Source organism: uncultured Oscillibacter sp., from assembly GCF_910584465.1.
In the GTDB taxonomy this organism is placed as follows: Bacteria; Bacillota; Clostridia; order Oscillospirales; family Oscillospiraceae; genus Oscillibacter.
This window is the reverse complement of record NZ_CAJUBK010000002.1, coordinates 1-13,902: the sequence shown is the minus strand read 5'-3', so window position 1 is coordinate 13,902 and position 13,902 is coordinate 1. Positions and strand designations below refer to the sequence as shown.

Annotated in this window: 14 protein-coding genes and 1 other RNA gene; 7 read left to right on the top strand and 8 right to left on the bottom strand. The window is 67.8% G+C overall.

All coding sequences use genetic code 11. The features are described 5' to 3' along the window. Position 1: 1 nt before the first annotated feature. Positions 2-1,741 (bottom strand): DNA polymerase III subunit gamma/tau, encoded by a 1,740-nt coding sequence (gene dnaX / locus QZ332_RS01265; RefSeq protein WP_295761294.1) that lies wholly within the window; start codon positions 1,739-1,741, stop codon positions 2-4. 114 nt (positions 1,742-1,855) lie between these two features. After that, positions 1,856-1,955: signal recognition particle sRNA small type (gene ffs / locus QZ332_RS01260), an RNA gene on the bottom strand. Positions 1,956-2,161: 206 nt separating this feature from the next. Here ffs and QZ332_RS01255 point away from each other — a divergent pair. The 5 genes from QZ332_RS01255 (at position 2,162) to QZ332_RS01235 (ending at position 6,176) form a co-directional block, all read left to right on the top strand. Next, entirely contained in the window at positions 2,162-2,764 is a 603-nt protein-coding gene (locus QZ332_RS01255) for a hypothetical protein (RefSeq protein WP_295761292.1), read from the top strand. Positions 2,765-2,823: 59 nt separating this feature from the next. Then, positions 2,824-3,984, top strand: a complete 1,161-nt coding sequence (locus QZ332_RS01250; protein ID WP_295761290.1) for a cation diffusion facilitator family transporter — start codon at positions 2,824-2,826, stop codon at positions 3,982-3,984. Between the two features lie 305 nt (positions 3,985-4,289). Next, the gene (locus QZ332_RS01245; RefSeq protein ID WP_295761288.1) at positions 4,290-4,628 is read left to right on the top strand and encodes a PadR family transcriptional regulator; all 339 of its coding nucleotides are present in this window, start codon (positions 4,290-4,292) and stop codon (positions 4,626-4,628) included. Between the two features lie 10 nt (positions 4,629-4,638). Next, a complete protein-coding gene (locus QZ332_RS01240; RefSeq protein WP_295761286.1) occupies positions 4,639-5,433 on the top strand; it encodes a permease prefix domain 1-containing protein in 795 nt (264 codons plus the stop codon). Beyond that, positions 5,430-6,176 carry a hypothetical protein gene (locus QZ332_RS01235; protein WP_295761283.1) on the top strand — a complete coding sequence of 249 codons (747 nt, stop codon included), beginning with the start codon at positions 5,430-5,432 and terminating at the stop codon, positions 6,174-6,176. Before QZ332_RS01240 ends, QZ332_RS01235 begins: the two co-directional genes overlap by 4 nt. Positions 6,177-6,247: 71 nt before the next feature. Here QZ332_RS01235 and QZ332_RS01230 read toward each other — a convergent pair whose 3' ends face one another. The 4 genes from QZ332_RS01230 to QZ332_RS01215 are packed head-to-tail and all read right to left on the bottom strand — an operon-like array spanning position 6,248 to position 9,672. Then, positions 6,248-7,708 (bottom strand): pyruvate carboxylase subunit B, encoded by a 1,461-nt coding sequence (locus QZ332_RS01230; protein WP_295761281.1) that lies wholly within the window; start codon positions 7,706-7,708, stop codon positions 6,248-6,250. Between the two features lie 18 nt (positions 7,709-7,726). Continuing rightward, complete coding sequence (locus tag QZ332_RS01225; RefSeq protein ID WP_295761279.1) at positions 7,727-8,989, bottom strand: sodium ion-translocating decarboxylase subunit beta; 1,263 nt, start codon at positions 8,987-8,989, stop codon at positions 7,727-7,729. An 18-nt stretch (positions 8,990-9,007) separates the two neighbouring features. Next, on the bottom strand, positions 9,008-9,355 hold the full coding sequence (locus QZ332_RS01220) for a biotin/lipoyl-containing protein (protein ID WP_295761277.1): 348 nt from the start codon (positions 9,353-9,355) through the stop codon (positions 9,008-9,010). A 38-nt stretch (positions 9,356-9,393) separates the two neighbouring features. Continuing rightward, positions 9,394-9,672 carry an OadG family protein gene (locus QZ332_RS01215; RefSeq protein ID WP_295761275.1) on the bottom strand — a complete coding sequence of 93 codons (279 nt, stop codon included), beginning with the start codon at positions 9,670-9,672 and terminating at the stop codon, positions 9,394-9,396. Positions 9,673-9,907: 235 nt separating this feature from the next. On the opposite strand from QZ332_RS01215, the gene sfsA reads away from it, so the two are divergent. Next, the gene (sfsA, locus tag QZ332_RS01210; protein ID WP_295761273.1) at positions 9,908-10,585 is read left to right on the top strand and encodes a DNA/RNA nuclease SfsA; all 678 of its coding nucleotides are present in this window, start codon (positions 9,908-9,910) and stop codon (positions 10,583-10,585) included. A gap of 53 nt (positions 10,586-10,638) precedes the next feature. On the opposite strand, the gene ispE is transcribed toward sfsA, so the two are convergent. Continuing rightward, entirely contained in the window at positions 10,639-11,508 is an 870-nt protein-coding gene (ispE, locus tag QZ332_RS01205) for a 4-(cytidine 5'-diphospho)-2-C-methyl-D-erythritol kinase (protein ID WP_295761271.1), read from the bottom strand. An 11-nt stretch (positions 11,509-11,519) separates the two neighbouring features. Further along, complete coding sequence (locus QZ332_RS01200) at positions 11,520-12,296, bottom strand: triacylglycerol lipase (RefSeq protein ID WP_295761268.1); 777 nt, start codon at positions 12,294-12,296, stop codon at positions 11,520-11,522. Positions 12,297-12,503: 207 nt separating this feature from the next. Here QZ332_RS01200 and QZ332_RS01195 point away from each other — a divergent pair, with 207 nt between their 5' ends. Beyond that, complete coding sequence (locus QZ332_RS01195; RefSeq protein WP_295761266.1) at positions 12,504-13,856, top strand: sodium-dependent transporter; 1,353 nt, start codon at positions 12,504-12,506, stop codon at positions 13,854-13,856. Positions 13,857-13,902 lie beyond the last annotated feature (46 nt).

The following is a 13,902-nucleotide window of genomic DNA, read 5'->3' as shown; positions in this document are numbered from 1 at the left end:
TTCACTTGATCTCGATGTTGTCGAACTGACTGCTGAAGCGCAGCAGGTTTTTGAAGTTTTCCTCCGGCGAGGCCTGGGGCGGCTCCCCGGTCCGCAGCAGCAGCCGCACCGCGCCGCCGGTGAGGGCCTCCGCCTCCTGGGACAGGGCCTCCCGGACCCGGTCGTTGTCCAGACGGCTGAGGGTCAGGTCGTCCGGCGCGAAGACCGTCAGCAGATCGCCCTCCATCCTGCCGGAGCACATGCCCAGGAAGGGGCGGTACATGGGCGGCAGGCGGCCCTTGCAGTTCTCCGCCAGGGTCCGCCACCAGCCGCCGGCGGGCTTGGCAGGGGGCGCGGCCCCCTGCCGGGCGGAGGCGCCGGGCCGCGCCGCCTTGGGGGGCTCCGGCGGCGGGGCCTCCGGGACGTCATAGACCCGCCGGCCGGGCTCGTCCGGGCACGGCGGCTCCTCCGGCAGGGGGGGCTCGTCCCAGGGCGGCGCATCGTCCGCGGCTCCTCCCGGCGGCTCCTCCCGCGGGGGAGGGGCCGCCTCCGCCCTTGGCGCGGGAGCGGCGGGGCCCGGAGACGGGGCGGGACCGGGCCGCCGGGCCAGCTCTCCCCGGGCAGACCGGCTGTCCTCCAGGCGGCAGATCCGGGCCTCCAGGGCCGTCAGGTCCCCGGAGAGGCTCTCGTCGCACAGGCGGAGGAGGCACAGCTCCGTGTCCAAACGGCGGTCCACGCTGGCATACAGCTCCGCCGAGGCTTTTTGCAGCGTGGAGGCCAGGTGCAGGAAACGGGCGGCGGGCACGTGCCCGCCCAGGCGGTCCAGGGCGGCGTCATCGAAGCCGCCGGAAAGCAGGGCCGCGCCGCCCTCCGGGGCGGTCTTCCGGAGCAGCAGGTCCCGGGTGAGGGTGGACAGCTCCGAGAGCACGGCCCCCATGTCCTTGCCGCCCTTGTACAGCTCGTCCAGCAGGAGGAGGGCCCCCTGGGCGTCCCGGTCCAAGATCCGCTCCATCAGCCGGGCGGTCTGCAGGTTCCCCGCCAAGCCCAGCACGTCCAGCACGGCGGCGGCATCGATGGTCCCGCCGGCGGCGGCGCACTGGTCCAGGAGGCTCAGCCCGTCCCGCAGGGCCCCGTCCGCCAGGCGGCTGAGGAGCTCCGCCCCGTCGGGCCGGAGGTCGATGCCCTCCCGGTCCGCGACATAGGAGAGCCGGGCGGCCACGTCCTTGGGCTGGATGCGCCGGAAGGAGAACCGCTGGCACCGGGAGAGGATGGTCGCCGGGACCTTATGGAGCTCCGTCGTTGCCAGGATGAACATCAGGTGCTCCGGCGGCTCCTCCAGGATCTTCAGCAGCGCGTTGAAGGCGGCGGTGGAGAGCATGTGGACCTCATCCACGATGTAGACCCGCTTCCTGACGTTGGCGGGGGAGTAGACGGCCTCGTCCCGCAGGGCCCGGACCTGCTCCACGCCGTTGTTGGAGGCGGCGTCCAGCTCCAGCACGTCTAAGAAGCTGCCGCTGTCCAGCCCCCGGCAGGACGGGCACTCCCCGCAGGGATCCCCGTCCACGGGGGACTCACAGTTGACGGCCCTGGCGAGGATCTTGGCGCAGGTGGTCTTGCCGGTGCCCCGGGTGCCGGTGAACAGGTAGGCATGGGACGTCCGGCCCTCGGCCACCTGGCGGCGGAGGGTCTGCGTGATATGCTCCTGGCCGATGACGTCGGCAAAGGTCTTTGGCCGCCACTTGCGGTAGAGCGCCTGATACACCGCCTCACCTCCCCATAAGACGCGGTCGAGGCCGCCCGCCGGAGCCGCTTGGCCGCCGGGGGCCGTTCCGGCCGCTGGTCCCTCAAAAGAAAAATAAGTCTTCCGTGCGAAGCTGCGGAGCCGGTTGCCTCGCGGCACATGGAACGTCCCGCTTAATGCTGCTCGGTTCCCCGCCTGACATGGTTCGCGGGCATCCATTGCGCGAGACCGGCTCCGCAGCTCCCCGCGGAAGACTTACCCTGCTATTTTACTATATCCTTCCCCAAATGGCAACAGAAAATTTTTTCTCCGGGATAAAATATGGGACAGGCATGAAAAATGCTGGACTGCCGCTCGTTCCCATGGTATAATTTTTACTCCAACTATCTGTCTGTAAAAAACGCCCGGCCCCGCCGGGCGGATCGAGGGAGGCGCTTTGCCATGCGCGAGGAGATGCGCACCTTTGGCTATCTCTGCCCCAAATGCGGGAAGACCGTCATGAAGGCCCGCTCCGTGTTCGCCCTGGAGGCGTCCGGTGCGGAGGTGGAGTGCAGCTGCGGCGGCTCCGCCCTGACGGTGTCCTTTGACGGGGAACGCTACCGGCTGACGGTGCCCTGCGGCCTGTGCGGCGGGACGCACACCGCCGTCTGCCCGGCGGAGCGGGTGCTGGAGGGGGCCACGGCCCTGGCCTGCGCCGGGACGAAGCAGTTCTGCTGCTTCATCGGTCCGGAGGGCACTGTGGAACGGCAGCTCCGGGAGCTGGCGATCCTGGCGGAGAAGGAGCAGAAGCAGGACGGCGGCGAGGCGTTCCTGGACAACGTGATCATGTACGAGGTCCTGTCCGAGCTGAAGGACATCGCCTCCCGGCCCGACGGGATCGTCTGCGCCTGCGGCAGCCGCCGTTACGGCATGGAGATCCGCCGGTCCGCCGTGGACCTCATCTGCCGGGACTGCGGGGCCAAGCTCCGGGTGCCCGCCGCCACGGACCGGGACCTGGACGATCTTTGCTGCCACATGAAACTGGTCCTGCCGGGGAAGGGATGAGGCGTTCCCGGCGGCATCGCGATATCACGGGAGGGCCCGGCGAAAGGAGATGACGCGGCATGATCGCCCTGCTGTCCAAGATCTTCCTCAAGCCCGAGGGGAAGACGGAAGCCCAGCTGCGCAAGGGCTGGGGCATCCTCTGCGGCGGGACCGGCGTGTTCTTGAACCTGCTCTTGTTCCTCGGCAAGCTGCTGGCGGGGCTGGCCTCCGGGTCCATCGCCGTCGTGGCCGACGCCGTCAACAACCTCTCCGACGCCGGGTCCTCCATCGTCACCCTCTTGGGCTTCCAGCTGGCGGAGCAGAAGCCGGACCACGACCATCCCTTCGGCCACGGGCGCATGGAATACCTCTCCGGGCTGCTGGTGGCGATGCTGATCTTGCTGATGGGCTTCGAGCTGGGCCAGTCCTCCGTGGAGAAGATCCTCCGCCCCGCCCCGGTGGCCTCCGGCTGGGCGGTGACGGCGACGCTGTGCGCCGCCATCCTGGTCAAGCTCTACATGGCCTTTTACAACCGCCGCATCGGCAGGCGCATCCGCTCCACCGCCATGGAAGCCGCCGCCCTGGACTCCCTCAGCGACTGCGCCGCCACGGCGGTGGTCCTGGCCGCCTCCCTGGCGGAGCGGTACACGGACCTGCCCCTGGACGGCTGGTGCGGCCTGCTGGTGGCGCTGTTCATCTTCTGGTCCGGGATCCAGGCCGTCAAGACCACCATGGACCCCCTGCTGGGCACGCCGCCCTCGGCGGAGTTCGTCAAGCAGATCCAGGACCTGGTCCTCTCCCACCCGCACATCATCGGGGTCCACGACCTCATCGTCCACGACTACGGCCCCGGACGGCGGATGATCTCCCTCCATGCCGAGGTCCCCGCCAAGCGGGACATCCTGGAGCTCCACAGCCAGATCGACCACGTGGAGCGGGAGCTCCGGGAGCGTCTGGGCTGCGAGGCGGTGATCCACATGGATCCGGTGATGACGGACGCCCTCACCCAGGAGACCCACCGGAAGGTGGCGGAGCTGGTGCGGTGCATCGACAGCGACATCACCATCCACGATTTCCGGATGGTCCCGAAGCAGGGGCGGACGGAGCTGGTCTTCGACGCGGCGGTTCCCTTCGACTTCCGCCTCACCGACCGGCAGGTGGAGGAGAAGATCAAGGATGCCGTCCAGGTCCTGGACAGCGGCTATCAGGCCGTGGTCCGGGTGGAGCGGTCCTACACATGAAGAGCGGCCCGGCGGTCGAAACGTAGTTTCGGCCGCCGGGCCAAGTTTTCAGGACCTTTCGATCCGGAGGGCGCAGGGGCCCTTCCCCGGATCCCCCGCGCCATCCCTCCCGTCATCCCGCTCCCCCGCGTCTTTCGGCAGGCCGTCAAAAAGGGCCCCTCTCCGCAGCTCCGCCCCTCCCCCGCTCAGCCCCTCACGACTTTCGACGGCCTGCGCGCCCTCTCCTGGGCGCCCTCTTGACAAACCTCGGCCATCTATGTATACTAGGCCTAGATGACCGAGGCATTTGGAGAAGGAGGCGCTGTATGAAGATCGACAAGAGCCTGATGAGCGGCAGCACGACCCTGCTGATCCTCTCCCTGCTGGCGGGGGAGGAGATGTACGGCTACCAGATGATCACCGAGCTGGCCCGGAGGTCCAACCACATCTTCGACTTGAAGGAGGGGACGCTGTACCCCATCCTCCACGGCCTGGAGGCCGACGGGCTGGTCAGCGTCCGGGAGCGGAAGTCGGAGGAGGGCCGGAGCCGGAAATACTACCGCATCACCCGCAAGGGCCGGAAGGCCCTGGACGCCCGGAAAGAGGAGTGGGCGGTCTTCCGGGAGCAGGTGGACGCTGTGGTCAACAGCGCCGCCCCGGCGTGAGGAGGCGGCCATGCGGAACAGCTTTCAGATCTGGGTGAACGCCGTCTGCCAGGAGGTCCGCTTCCGCCCGGACCACAGGCGCATCGAATTCGAGCTCCGGGACCATTACGAGGACCACGTGAAGGACCTCATCCGCCTGGGCCGGGACCGGGAGCTGGCGGAGGAGCGGGCCCTGGAGGCCATGGGGAACCCCCAGGAGGTGGGCTGGGCCCTGGACAAGGTACACAAGCCCTGGCTGGGCTGGCTGTGGGAGTTCAGCCGCTTCCTGGCCCTGGCCCTGGCGCTGCTGCTGGTGTGGAAGATCTGGCAGGACGACATCTACACCCAGTCCCTGCCGGAGCTCACCTGGGACCAGCTCACCTGGAGCGTCCCGTCTCACGGCACGAGCCACACCGCCACGGACTACCTGGACCTCTGGCTGGCCCCCGGAGAGCCGGAGCCCCTCCGCGTGCCCTATTATTCGGACGCGGCCCCTCTCCCCGGCGAGACCCGCGTCCAGGTCCCCCTCACCATCTGGGCGGAGACCCGGGACGTGTTCCACGACCACATGCTGAACTTGTTCAACTATTGGGATCTGGAGATCGCCGTCGACGGCCGGCCCATCCCCTTTGGGTCCTATGTCGAGGACGGCCCCAGACTGGAATGCGGCTATTGGGTCCTCTACGCGTTCGACGACCGGCTGCACGGCTGGACCCGATACCGGGACCAGATCCTCCTGATCCTGGACGGCCCGCCCCACCAGGTGGAGGTGACGATCCCCCGGACCGGGAACGTCCTGACCGCGGGATGGGAGGGAGCGGCATGAGGCATTGGAACCGCGGGCGCAGGACCGTCCGGAACCTGCTCCTGGCCCTGCTGCTGGCCTTCCTGATCTACGCCTCCCAGGGCTTCCCGCCCTACACCGTGAAGGGCATGTGCCGCCAGGTCCGGAACGACTACCTCCTGGGGGAGGTGGAGCCCCTGTATGTCCAGCGGGACCGGATACACCTGTTCTCCTCCAGCACGCTCCATCTCACCAACGTCGCGGCCCGGAGCGGGGATACCTACCTGTTCTTCAGCTACAGGGACAGCCTCCTGGGGAGCCGCCGGGACTGGTCGGCCGGTTTCAGCACGGTCTTTGGGGAGGGATCCGCCTGCGTCGCCCGGGCCGGGAAGATCTACGCGGCCGGCCCCTTCGAGGGAGCCGCCTCCGCCGTCGCCGTGGTCCGGGCGGAGAAGGAGCCGGAGCCCAACGGCAGGGTGCTGTCCCGGGAGTTCGCCCTGGAGGGGACCCGTCTGGCAGACCAGGTCTTCGTCTTCCCCTATGATGCGCACGAGCGCTATCTCGGCAGGGACGCGGATGTGGACGACCTCGATCCCATGGAGCTGACCCTGCCGGAGATCGCCAACCTGTGGTATCGGAGGCCCATCCACAGCGCGGATCCCGGCGTCTATGCCATCCTGGACCGAGAGCTCCCCTGTACCGTGACGCTGTACGACGAGTCGGGGGGAACGCTGGGGACCTTCGAGGGCTCGGTGACGACGGAGGGGATCCGCAGCTGGTCGTGACGAAAAGAGGACGGTATCTTTCGATACCGTCCTCCTTTTAGCCGGATCACTGCGCAAGATAGACCGGTCCCTTATCCTTTGAACTCCACGAACAGCTCCCGCACGGCGTTTGGATCCGCCGGGGCGGCCTTCTGCGGGGCCGGGGCCGGAGCGGCGGCGGGCTCGTCGTGGGGACCGTCGCGCCAGGCCAGGAACTTGGGGGCCACCTGGGGGAACAGGGCCAGGGACAGCACGTCCTCGTCGCTCTTGGCGATGCCCTTGAACTCCTCCCGGTACTTCTCCACCTCGGGCTGGAGCAGGTCCGCCGGACGGCAGGTGATGACGTCCTCCGGCTTGATGCCCGCCAGGGCCCGGACCTCCTCGCTCACCTCGCCGGGGAGCTGGCCGTACTCGCCCCGCAGGAGGCCCTTGGACTCCTTGGGGAAGGTCTTGTACTTGCCGACCACCACGTTCATGACGGCCTGGGTGCCCACGATCTGGCTGGTGGGCGTGACCAGCGGGGGATAGCCGAAGTCCTTGCGGACGCGGGGGATCTCCGCCAGCACGTCGTAATACTTCTCTTCCTTGTTGGCCTGCTTGAGCTGGGAGATCAGGTTGGACAGCATGCCGCCGGGCACCTGATAGAGCAGGGTGTTGGTGTCCACGTTCAGGACCTTCGGGTCCAGGGACCCCTGCTCCTTGAGCTTCTGGGCGACCTTGCGGAAGTGGGCGGCGGCCTCGCTCATCTTGCCCAGATCCAGCTTCGTGTCCCGGACGGTGCCCTGGAGGGTCGCGACCAGGGACTCCGTGGCGGGCTGGGCCGTGCCGTTGGCCAGGGGGCTCAGGGCCGTGTCCACGATGTCCACCCCGGCGTAAGCGGCCATGAGATACACCATGTCGCCGGTGCCGGTGGTGTTGTGGGTGTGCAGGTGGATGGGGATCTTCACGGTCTCCTTCAGCTTCTTCACCAGGGAATAGGCGTCCATGGGCAGCAGGAGGTTCGCCATGTCCTTGACGCAGATCACGTCCGCGCCCATCTGCTCCAGCTCCTTGGCCAGCTTGACGAAGTACTCCTCGTTGTGGATGGGGGAGATGGTGTAGGACAGCGTGGCCTCCACCATGCCGCCGTATTTCTTGGTGGACTTGATGGCCTGTTCCAGGTTGCGCACATCGTTCAGCGCGTCGAAGATGCGGATGATGTCGATGCCGTTCTCGATGGACTTGCGGCAGAAGGCGTCCACCACGTCGTCGGCGTAGTGCTTATAGCCCAGGATGTTCTGCCCCCGGAAGAGCATCTGGAGCTTCGTGTTGGGCAGGGCCTTGCGGAGCTTGCGCAGGCGCTCCCAGGGGTCCTCGTTGAGGAAGCGCATGCAGGAGTCGAAGGTCGCGCCGCCCCAGCACTCCAGGGACCAGTAGCCGATGGAGTCCAGGACCTCGCAGGCGGGGAGCATATCCTCCACCCGCATCCGGGTGGCCGCCTGGGACTGGTGGGCGTCCCGGAGGATGGTGTCGGTGATATACAGGGGCTTCTTAGACAAAAATTCCATAGCCATTTCCATTACCTCCTATACTCAGCCGAACAGGGAGATCATCACGCCGGCCGCGATGGCGGAGCCGATGACCCCGGCCACGTTGGGGCCCATGGCGTGCATCAAGAGGAAGTTGCCGGGGTTGGCCTTCTGGCCCTCCACCTGGGAGACCCGGGCGGCCATGGGCACGGCGGACACGCCGGCGGAGCCGATGAGGGGATTGATCTTCTCCTTGAGGAACAGGTTCATGATCTTGGCCAAGACCACGCCGCCGGCGGTGCCGAAGCCGAAGGCCACGATGCCCATGGCCATGATGGCGATGGTCTGGAGGCTGAGGAAGGTCCGGCCCGTGGCGGTGGCGCCCACGGAGATGCCCAGGAAGATGGTGACGATGTTGATGAGCTCGTTCTGCGCGGTCTTGCTCAGGCGCTCCACCGCGCCGCACTCACGGAAGAGGTTGCCCAGCATGAGGCAGGCGATCAGGGGGGCGGCGGAGGGCACCAGCAAAGCGACGAACACGGCCACCAGGATGGGGAAGACGATCTTCTCGGTCTTGGAGACCTGGCGCAGGGGCTTCATGACGATCTTGCGCTCGGCCTCGGTGGTCAGGGCCCGCATGATGGGGGGCTGGATGACGGGGACCAGAGCCATGTAGCTGTACGCCGCCACGGCGATGGGGCCCAGCAGCTCAGGGGCCAGCTTCGTCGCGCCGTAGATGGCGGTGGGGCCGTCCGCGCCGCCGATGATGCCGATGGATCCGGCCTGGGCGGAGGTGAAGATGCCGGAGAGGCGGCAGCCCACGAAGGTCATGAAGATGCCCAGCTGGGCGGCCGCGCCCAGGAGCAGGCTCTTGGGGTTGGCGATCAGGGGGCCGAAGTCGGTCATGGCGCCCACGCCCATGAAGATCAGGCAGGGATAGATGCCCAGCTTCACGCCCAGATACAGGATGTCGATCAGGCCCGCCGTGATGGACGAACCCACGGGGGCGGTGGCCAGCACGGCCTCGGCCACGCCCACCTCCCGGAGCCCGGTGATGAACTCCTGGGTGACTTCCGCGCCGCCGATCAGGTCCCAGTGGATGTGGCCGCCGGCGAAGAAGATCTCATGATACATGTCCGCGCCGGGGAGGTTGGTGATGAGCATGCCGAAGGCGATCGGCACCAGCAGCAGGGGCTCGAACTTCTTCACGATGCCCAGGTACAAAAGCACGCAGGCGATGAGCAGCATGATCAGGCATTTCCAGTTGTCCCCTTGGGCGAACAGGGCAAAGCCTGAGTTGTTGACAAAATCCAGAATAGCTTCCATTTGTGTCCCTCCAGCCGCTTACTGGATCACGCACAGCAGAGCGCCGGACTCCACCGCCGCGCCCTTGGAGGTGTTGATGGAAGCGATCTTGCCGTCGCAGGGGCACATGATCTCGTTCTCCATCTTCATGGCCTCCAGGATCATCAGCACGTCGCCCTTCTTCACGGCGGAGCCCTGGCTGACCTTGATGTCCAGGATGGTGCCGGGCATGGGGCTGGTGACCTGCTCGCCTCCGGCGGGGGCCGCGGCGGCGGGAGCCGGGGCGGGAGCGGCGGGGGCGGCAGCGGCGGCGGGGGCCGCGCCGGTCAGCTCCTCCAGTTCGATCTCATAGGCCGTGCCGTTGACGGTGACTCTGTACTTTTTCATGATACGCTCTCCTTCTTATTTCGCTTTACGTTCTTGGGTCACAGTTTCTTCATGGATACGATGCGGATGCCCGTGATGCCGGTGCCCAGCTCCTCCGCGATGGCGGCGGAGACGGCGGCGGCGATCTCCTGGCGGTCGCCCTCCGATGCGGCGGCGGGGGCCGTCATGGCCGGGGCCGGGGCGGGGACGGCGGGGGCCGCGTGGCCTCCCACGATCTTGCCCATGATCATCGTCAGGACGATGAGGCAGATGAGCCCGAAGAACACGGTCCCCATGCCCATCAGGCAGACGAACAGGCTGGAATACTCTGCTGGCATATGCTCCCTCCTAAAAATTAGATGCAGGGTTATTGTACCAACTTCCACGCAAAAAAACAATGACTTTCCAGAAATTTCATCGAGGCTTTTTCCGGCTTTTTTTAGAGGTCTCGACGAAAGGCGGGGATCGTGGTATAATCCCGCTGACTGCGAAAAAAAAGCGGGCAGATCCGCACGATCCTCCCCCGTTAAGGATGCGAAAAGATTTTGTCCGCCCGCCGGAAAGGAGCCCGACATGCGCTACCAAGCCGTCGTCCCGGGCCGGTTCCTGGCCCGCCCCAACCGCTTCATCGCCCAGGTGGAGGCGGAAGGGGCCGTCCAGACCGTCCATGTGAAAAACACCGGCCGCTGCCGGGAGCTGCTCGTCCCCGGCGCGGCCGTCTATCTGGAGCGGTGCGCGGCTCCCCGCCGGAAGACCGCCTTCGACCTGATCGCGGTCCGGAAGGGGGAGCTGCTGATCAACATGGACGCGCAGGCCCCGAACCGGGTCTTCGCCGAGTGGGCCTCCGGCCTCCTGCCGCCGGGGGCGGTCCTTCGCCGGGAGTATGTCTACGGAGGGTCCCGGCTGGATTTCTGCGTGGAGCGGCCCCAGGAGCCGCCGTACCTGATCGAAGTCAAGGGCGTCACCCTGGAGGAGGGCGGCGCGGCCCGGTTCCCGGACGCCCCCACGGAGCGGGGCGTGAAGCACATCCGAGAGCTCCAGAAGGCGGCGGAGGCCGGCCTGGGCGCGGCGCTGTTCTTCGTGGTGCAGATGGAGGGGATGGCGAGCGTGGCCCCGAACGACGAGACCCACCCCGCCTTCGGCGCGGCCCTGCGGGAGGCGGCGGCCGCGGGCGTGCGGGTGTGCGCCTGGGACTGCGCCGTCACGCCGGACAGCCTGGAGATCCGGCGGGAGGTGCCCGTCCGGCTCTAGATCCGCTCCCTCCCCCTCCCGCGTCCCCCTCCCCCGCAGGGACGGGGCCGGGCTCAGAGCAGCCGCCTCACGGGCCCCGCCCGGAAGACCTGGGCATAGCGGCGGCGCAGCTCCTCCTCCGCCCCGCCGGTCTCCGCCCCCGGGCCGAACAGCCCGAACACCGCCGGGCCGGAGCCGGACATGGCGGAGGCCAGCGCCCCATGGCGGAGGAGCGTCCCCTCGATGGCGTCGATCTCCCGCCGTTCCTCCGCCTCCAGCGCGTCCTCGAACACGTTGCCCACCCGTCCCGCTATGGCCTCCAGGTCCCCCCGGGCCAGCGCCCGGACCATGCCGTCCACGTCGGGGCGGGGGCGTCCCCCGCCGGAGCGGAGGCGGGCGAACATCCGGGGCGTGGGCAGGTCGAACTCCGGCTTGCAGATGAGGAAGCGGCACTCCGGCAGGGGCGGCAGGTCCGTCAGCACCTCCCCCCGCCCCTCCGCCAGGGCCGTCCCGCCCCGGATGCAGAAGGGCATGTCGCTGCCCACCGAAGCCCCGACGGCCTCCAGCGCCTCCCGGGGCATCCCCGGGGCGTACCGCTCCCGCAGCAGCCGCAGCAACGCCGCCACGTCGGCGCTCCCGCCGCCCAGCCCGGCATAGGCCGGGGTCCGCTTCTCCAGCGTCACGCGGAGGCCCGGCATGGGCCGCCCCGCCGCCCGGAAGAACGCCTCCGCCGCCCGCTGCTCCAGGGTCGGCTCCCCCTCCGGCAGCTCGATGCCCCGGGCGGAGAGGGAGAAGCCCTCCCCCGCCTCCTCCAGGGCCACCTCGTCGCAGAGGCCCACCGTCTGCATCACCATGCGCATCTCGTGATAGCCGTCCGGGCGGAGGCCCAGGATGTCCAGGGCCAGGTTGATCTTCGCCGGGGCGGCCTGCATATACCGTTCCATCGCGTCCTCCTTCAAAAACCCATCTCCGCCAATCCCCGCACCAGGCGGACGTAGAACTCTCCGGCGTCGAAGCCGGGACGCCTGCGCCGCCGCCCGCCTGCGCCGTCCTGGTGGGACACGCCCTCCAGCGTCCCCCGCCAGTGCCCCCAGACGGCGGACTCCGGGGAGACCAGGCCGTCGGTCGGCGCGTCGGCCTTCGTCAGCCAGAGCTGGAACCGGTCCAGGGGGTCCCAGCCCCCTCCGTCCAGCCGCGCTCCCCAGCTTTGATAATAGACCAGGGGGCTGTCCGGGTTCTCCCGGTTGAACCGCTCCATGGCCTCCGGCGTCAGGGCGGACACGGCGGCGCGGAAGTCCGGGTCCCGGTCCCCCCTGGCCCGCCAGAAGCCCTCCATCGCGCGGCCCGCCGCCCGGCAGATCCGCTCCCGCTCCAGCCACTCCGCCGCCGCCCTGGAGCCCCGGTGGGGCGTGCAGATGGTGGTGAGGGAGGCGGCCTTCGGCGCGAAGCCCAAGGTGGAGATCAGGTACCGGGCCTCCAGCCCGCCCTTGGAGTGGGCGATCAGGTCCAGCTTCCCGCTCCCGGTCTGCGCCAGGATCTCCTCCCCCCGGCGGCGGAGGGCCCCGGCGTTGCCGGGGATGCTCCCCCAGGCGTCCTGCCCGCTGAGATAGACCCGGGCGCCGTGCCGGCGCAGGACGTCCGCCACGCGGCCCCAGTAGGGGAAGATCCAGTCGTCCCGGCAGTTCAGGCCGTGGATCAGCAGGATGGGGTATCGGGTCCGGCAGTCCGTCATGGCGCGCTCCTTTCCGGCGGGGATGACCCTTCCACAAGACCAGTATACCACGGCAGGGCGGGAGAAAAAAGCCCCCTCCGCCCGCTTCCGCCGGCGAAAGTATTGACATTTCCGCCGGTGCCCTTTATCATGGATGAAATGTCCGGCGGCGGGCCTCCCCGCCCCCGGGACTTTAGACGATATCAGATCGAGAGAGGGAGAGGATCGATGAAACGGGAGCGCTTTGGATCCCGCCTGGGCTTCCTGCTGGTAAGCGCGGGCTGTGCCGTGGGCATCGGCAACGTGTGGAAATTCCCCTATATCACCGGAGAGAACGGCGGCGGCGTGTTCGTGCTGTTCTACCTGATCTTCCTGGCCATCATGGGCGTGCCGGTGCTGACCATGGAGCTGGCGGTGGGCCGGGCCAGCCGCAAGAGCGCGGTCCAGGCCTATCAGGCCCTGGAGCGGCCGGGCACCAAGTGGTATATCCACGGCTGGTTCTGCGTGGCGGGCTGCTGCCTTTTGATGATGTACTACACCACGGTCTCCGGCTGGATGCTGGGGTACTTCTTCAAGTTCGCCGGCGGGGCCTTCAGCGGCCTTGCCGCCGACGCTGTGGACGGCGTCTTCTTCGCCATGCTGGCCGACCCGCTGGAGATGACGGTCTTCATGGGCATCACCGTGTTCGGCGGGTTCCTGATCTGCAGCTTCGGCCTCCAGAAGGGCCTGGAGCGCATCACCAAGGTGATGATGCTGGGCCTGCTGATCCTGATCGCCGTGCTGGCGGTCCACAGCCTGACCCTGCCCGGCGGGATGGAGGGCGTCAAGTTCTATCTCCAGCCCGATCTCCGGCGGGCGTCGGAGGCGGGCCTGGGCCACGTGGTCACCGCCGCCATGAACCAGGCGTTCTTCACCCTGAGCCTGGGCATCGCCGCCATGGAGGTCTTCGGCAGCTACATGACCCGGGAGCACACCCTCACCAGCGAGGCGGTGCGCATCTGCATCCTGGACACCTTCGTGGCCCTGATGGCGGGCCTGATCATCTTCCCCGCCTGCTTCGCCTTCGGCGTGGAGCCGGACCAGGGCCCCACCCTGATCTTCTGCGTCCTGCCCAGGGTCTTCCTGAACATGTCCGGCGGCCGTCTCTGGGGCGCGCTGTTCTTCCTGTTCATGACCTTCGCCAGCTTCTCCACGGTGATCGCCGTCTTCGAGAACCTCCAGGCCAGCTGCATCGACAACTTCGGCTGGTCCCGGAAGAAGGCCGCGCTGCTGAACTGCCTCTTCATCTTCGTCGCCAGCCTGCCCTGCGTGCTGGGCTATAACCTGTGGAAGGACGTCAGCCTCATCGGCGGGCGGGACGTGCTGGACAGCGAAGACTTCATCGTCAGCAACCTCCTCCTGCCCCTGGGCTCTCTGGTGTACCTGCTGTTCTGCGTCAGCCGGAAGGGCTGGGGCTATGAGCGCTATCTGGAGGAGGCCAACGCCGGAGAGGGCCTGAAGATGCCCCGCTGGCTGAAGCCCTATTTCCAGTTCGTGCTGCCGGTGCTGATCTTGATCATCCTGATCCAGGGGCTCTTGTGATCCGGTCCTGAAACACAGCGGCGGCAAGGCATAGCCTTGCCGCCGC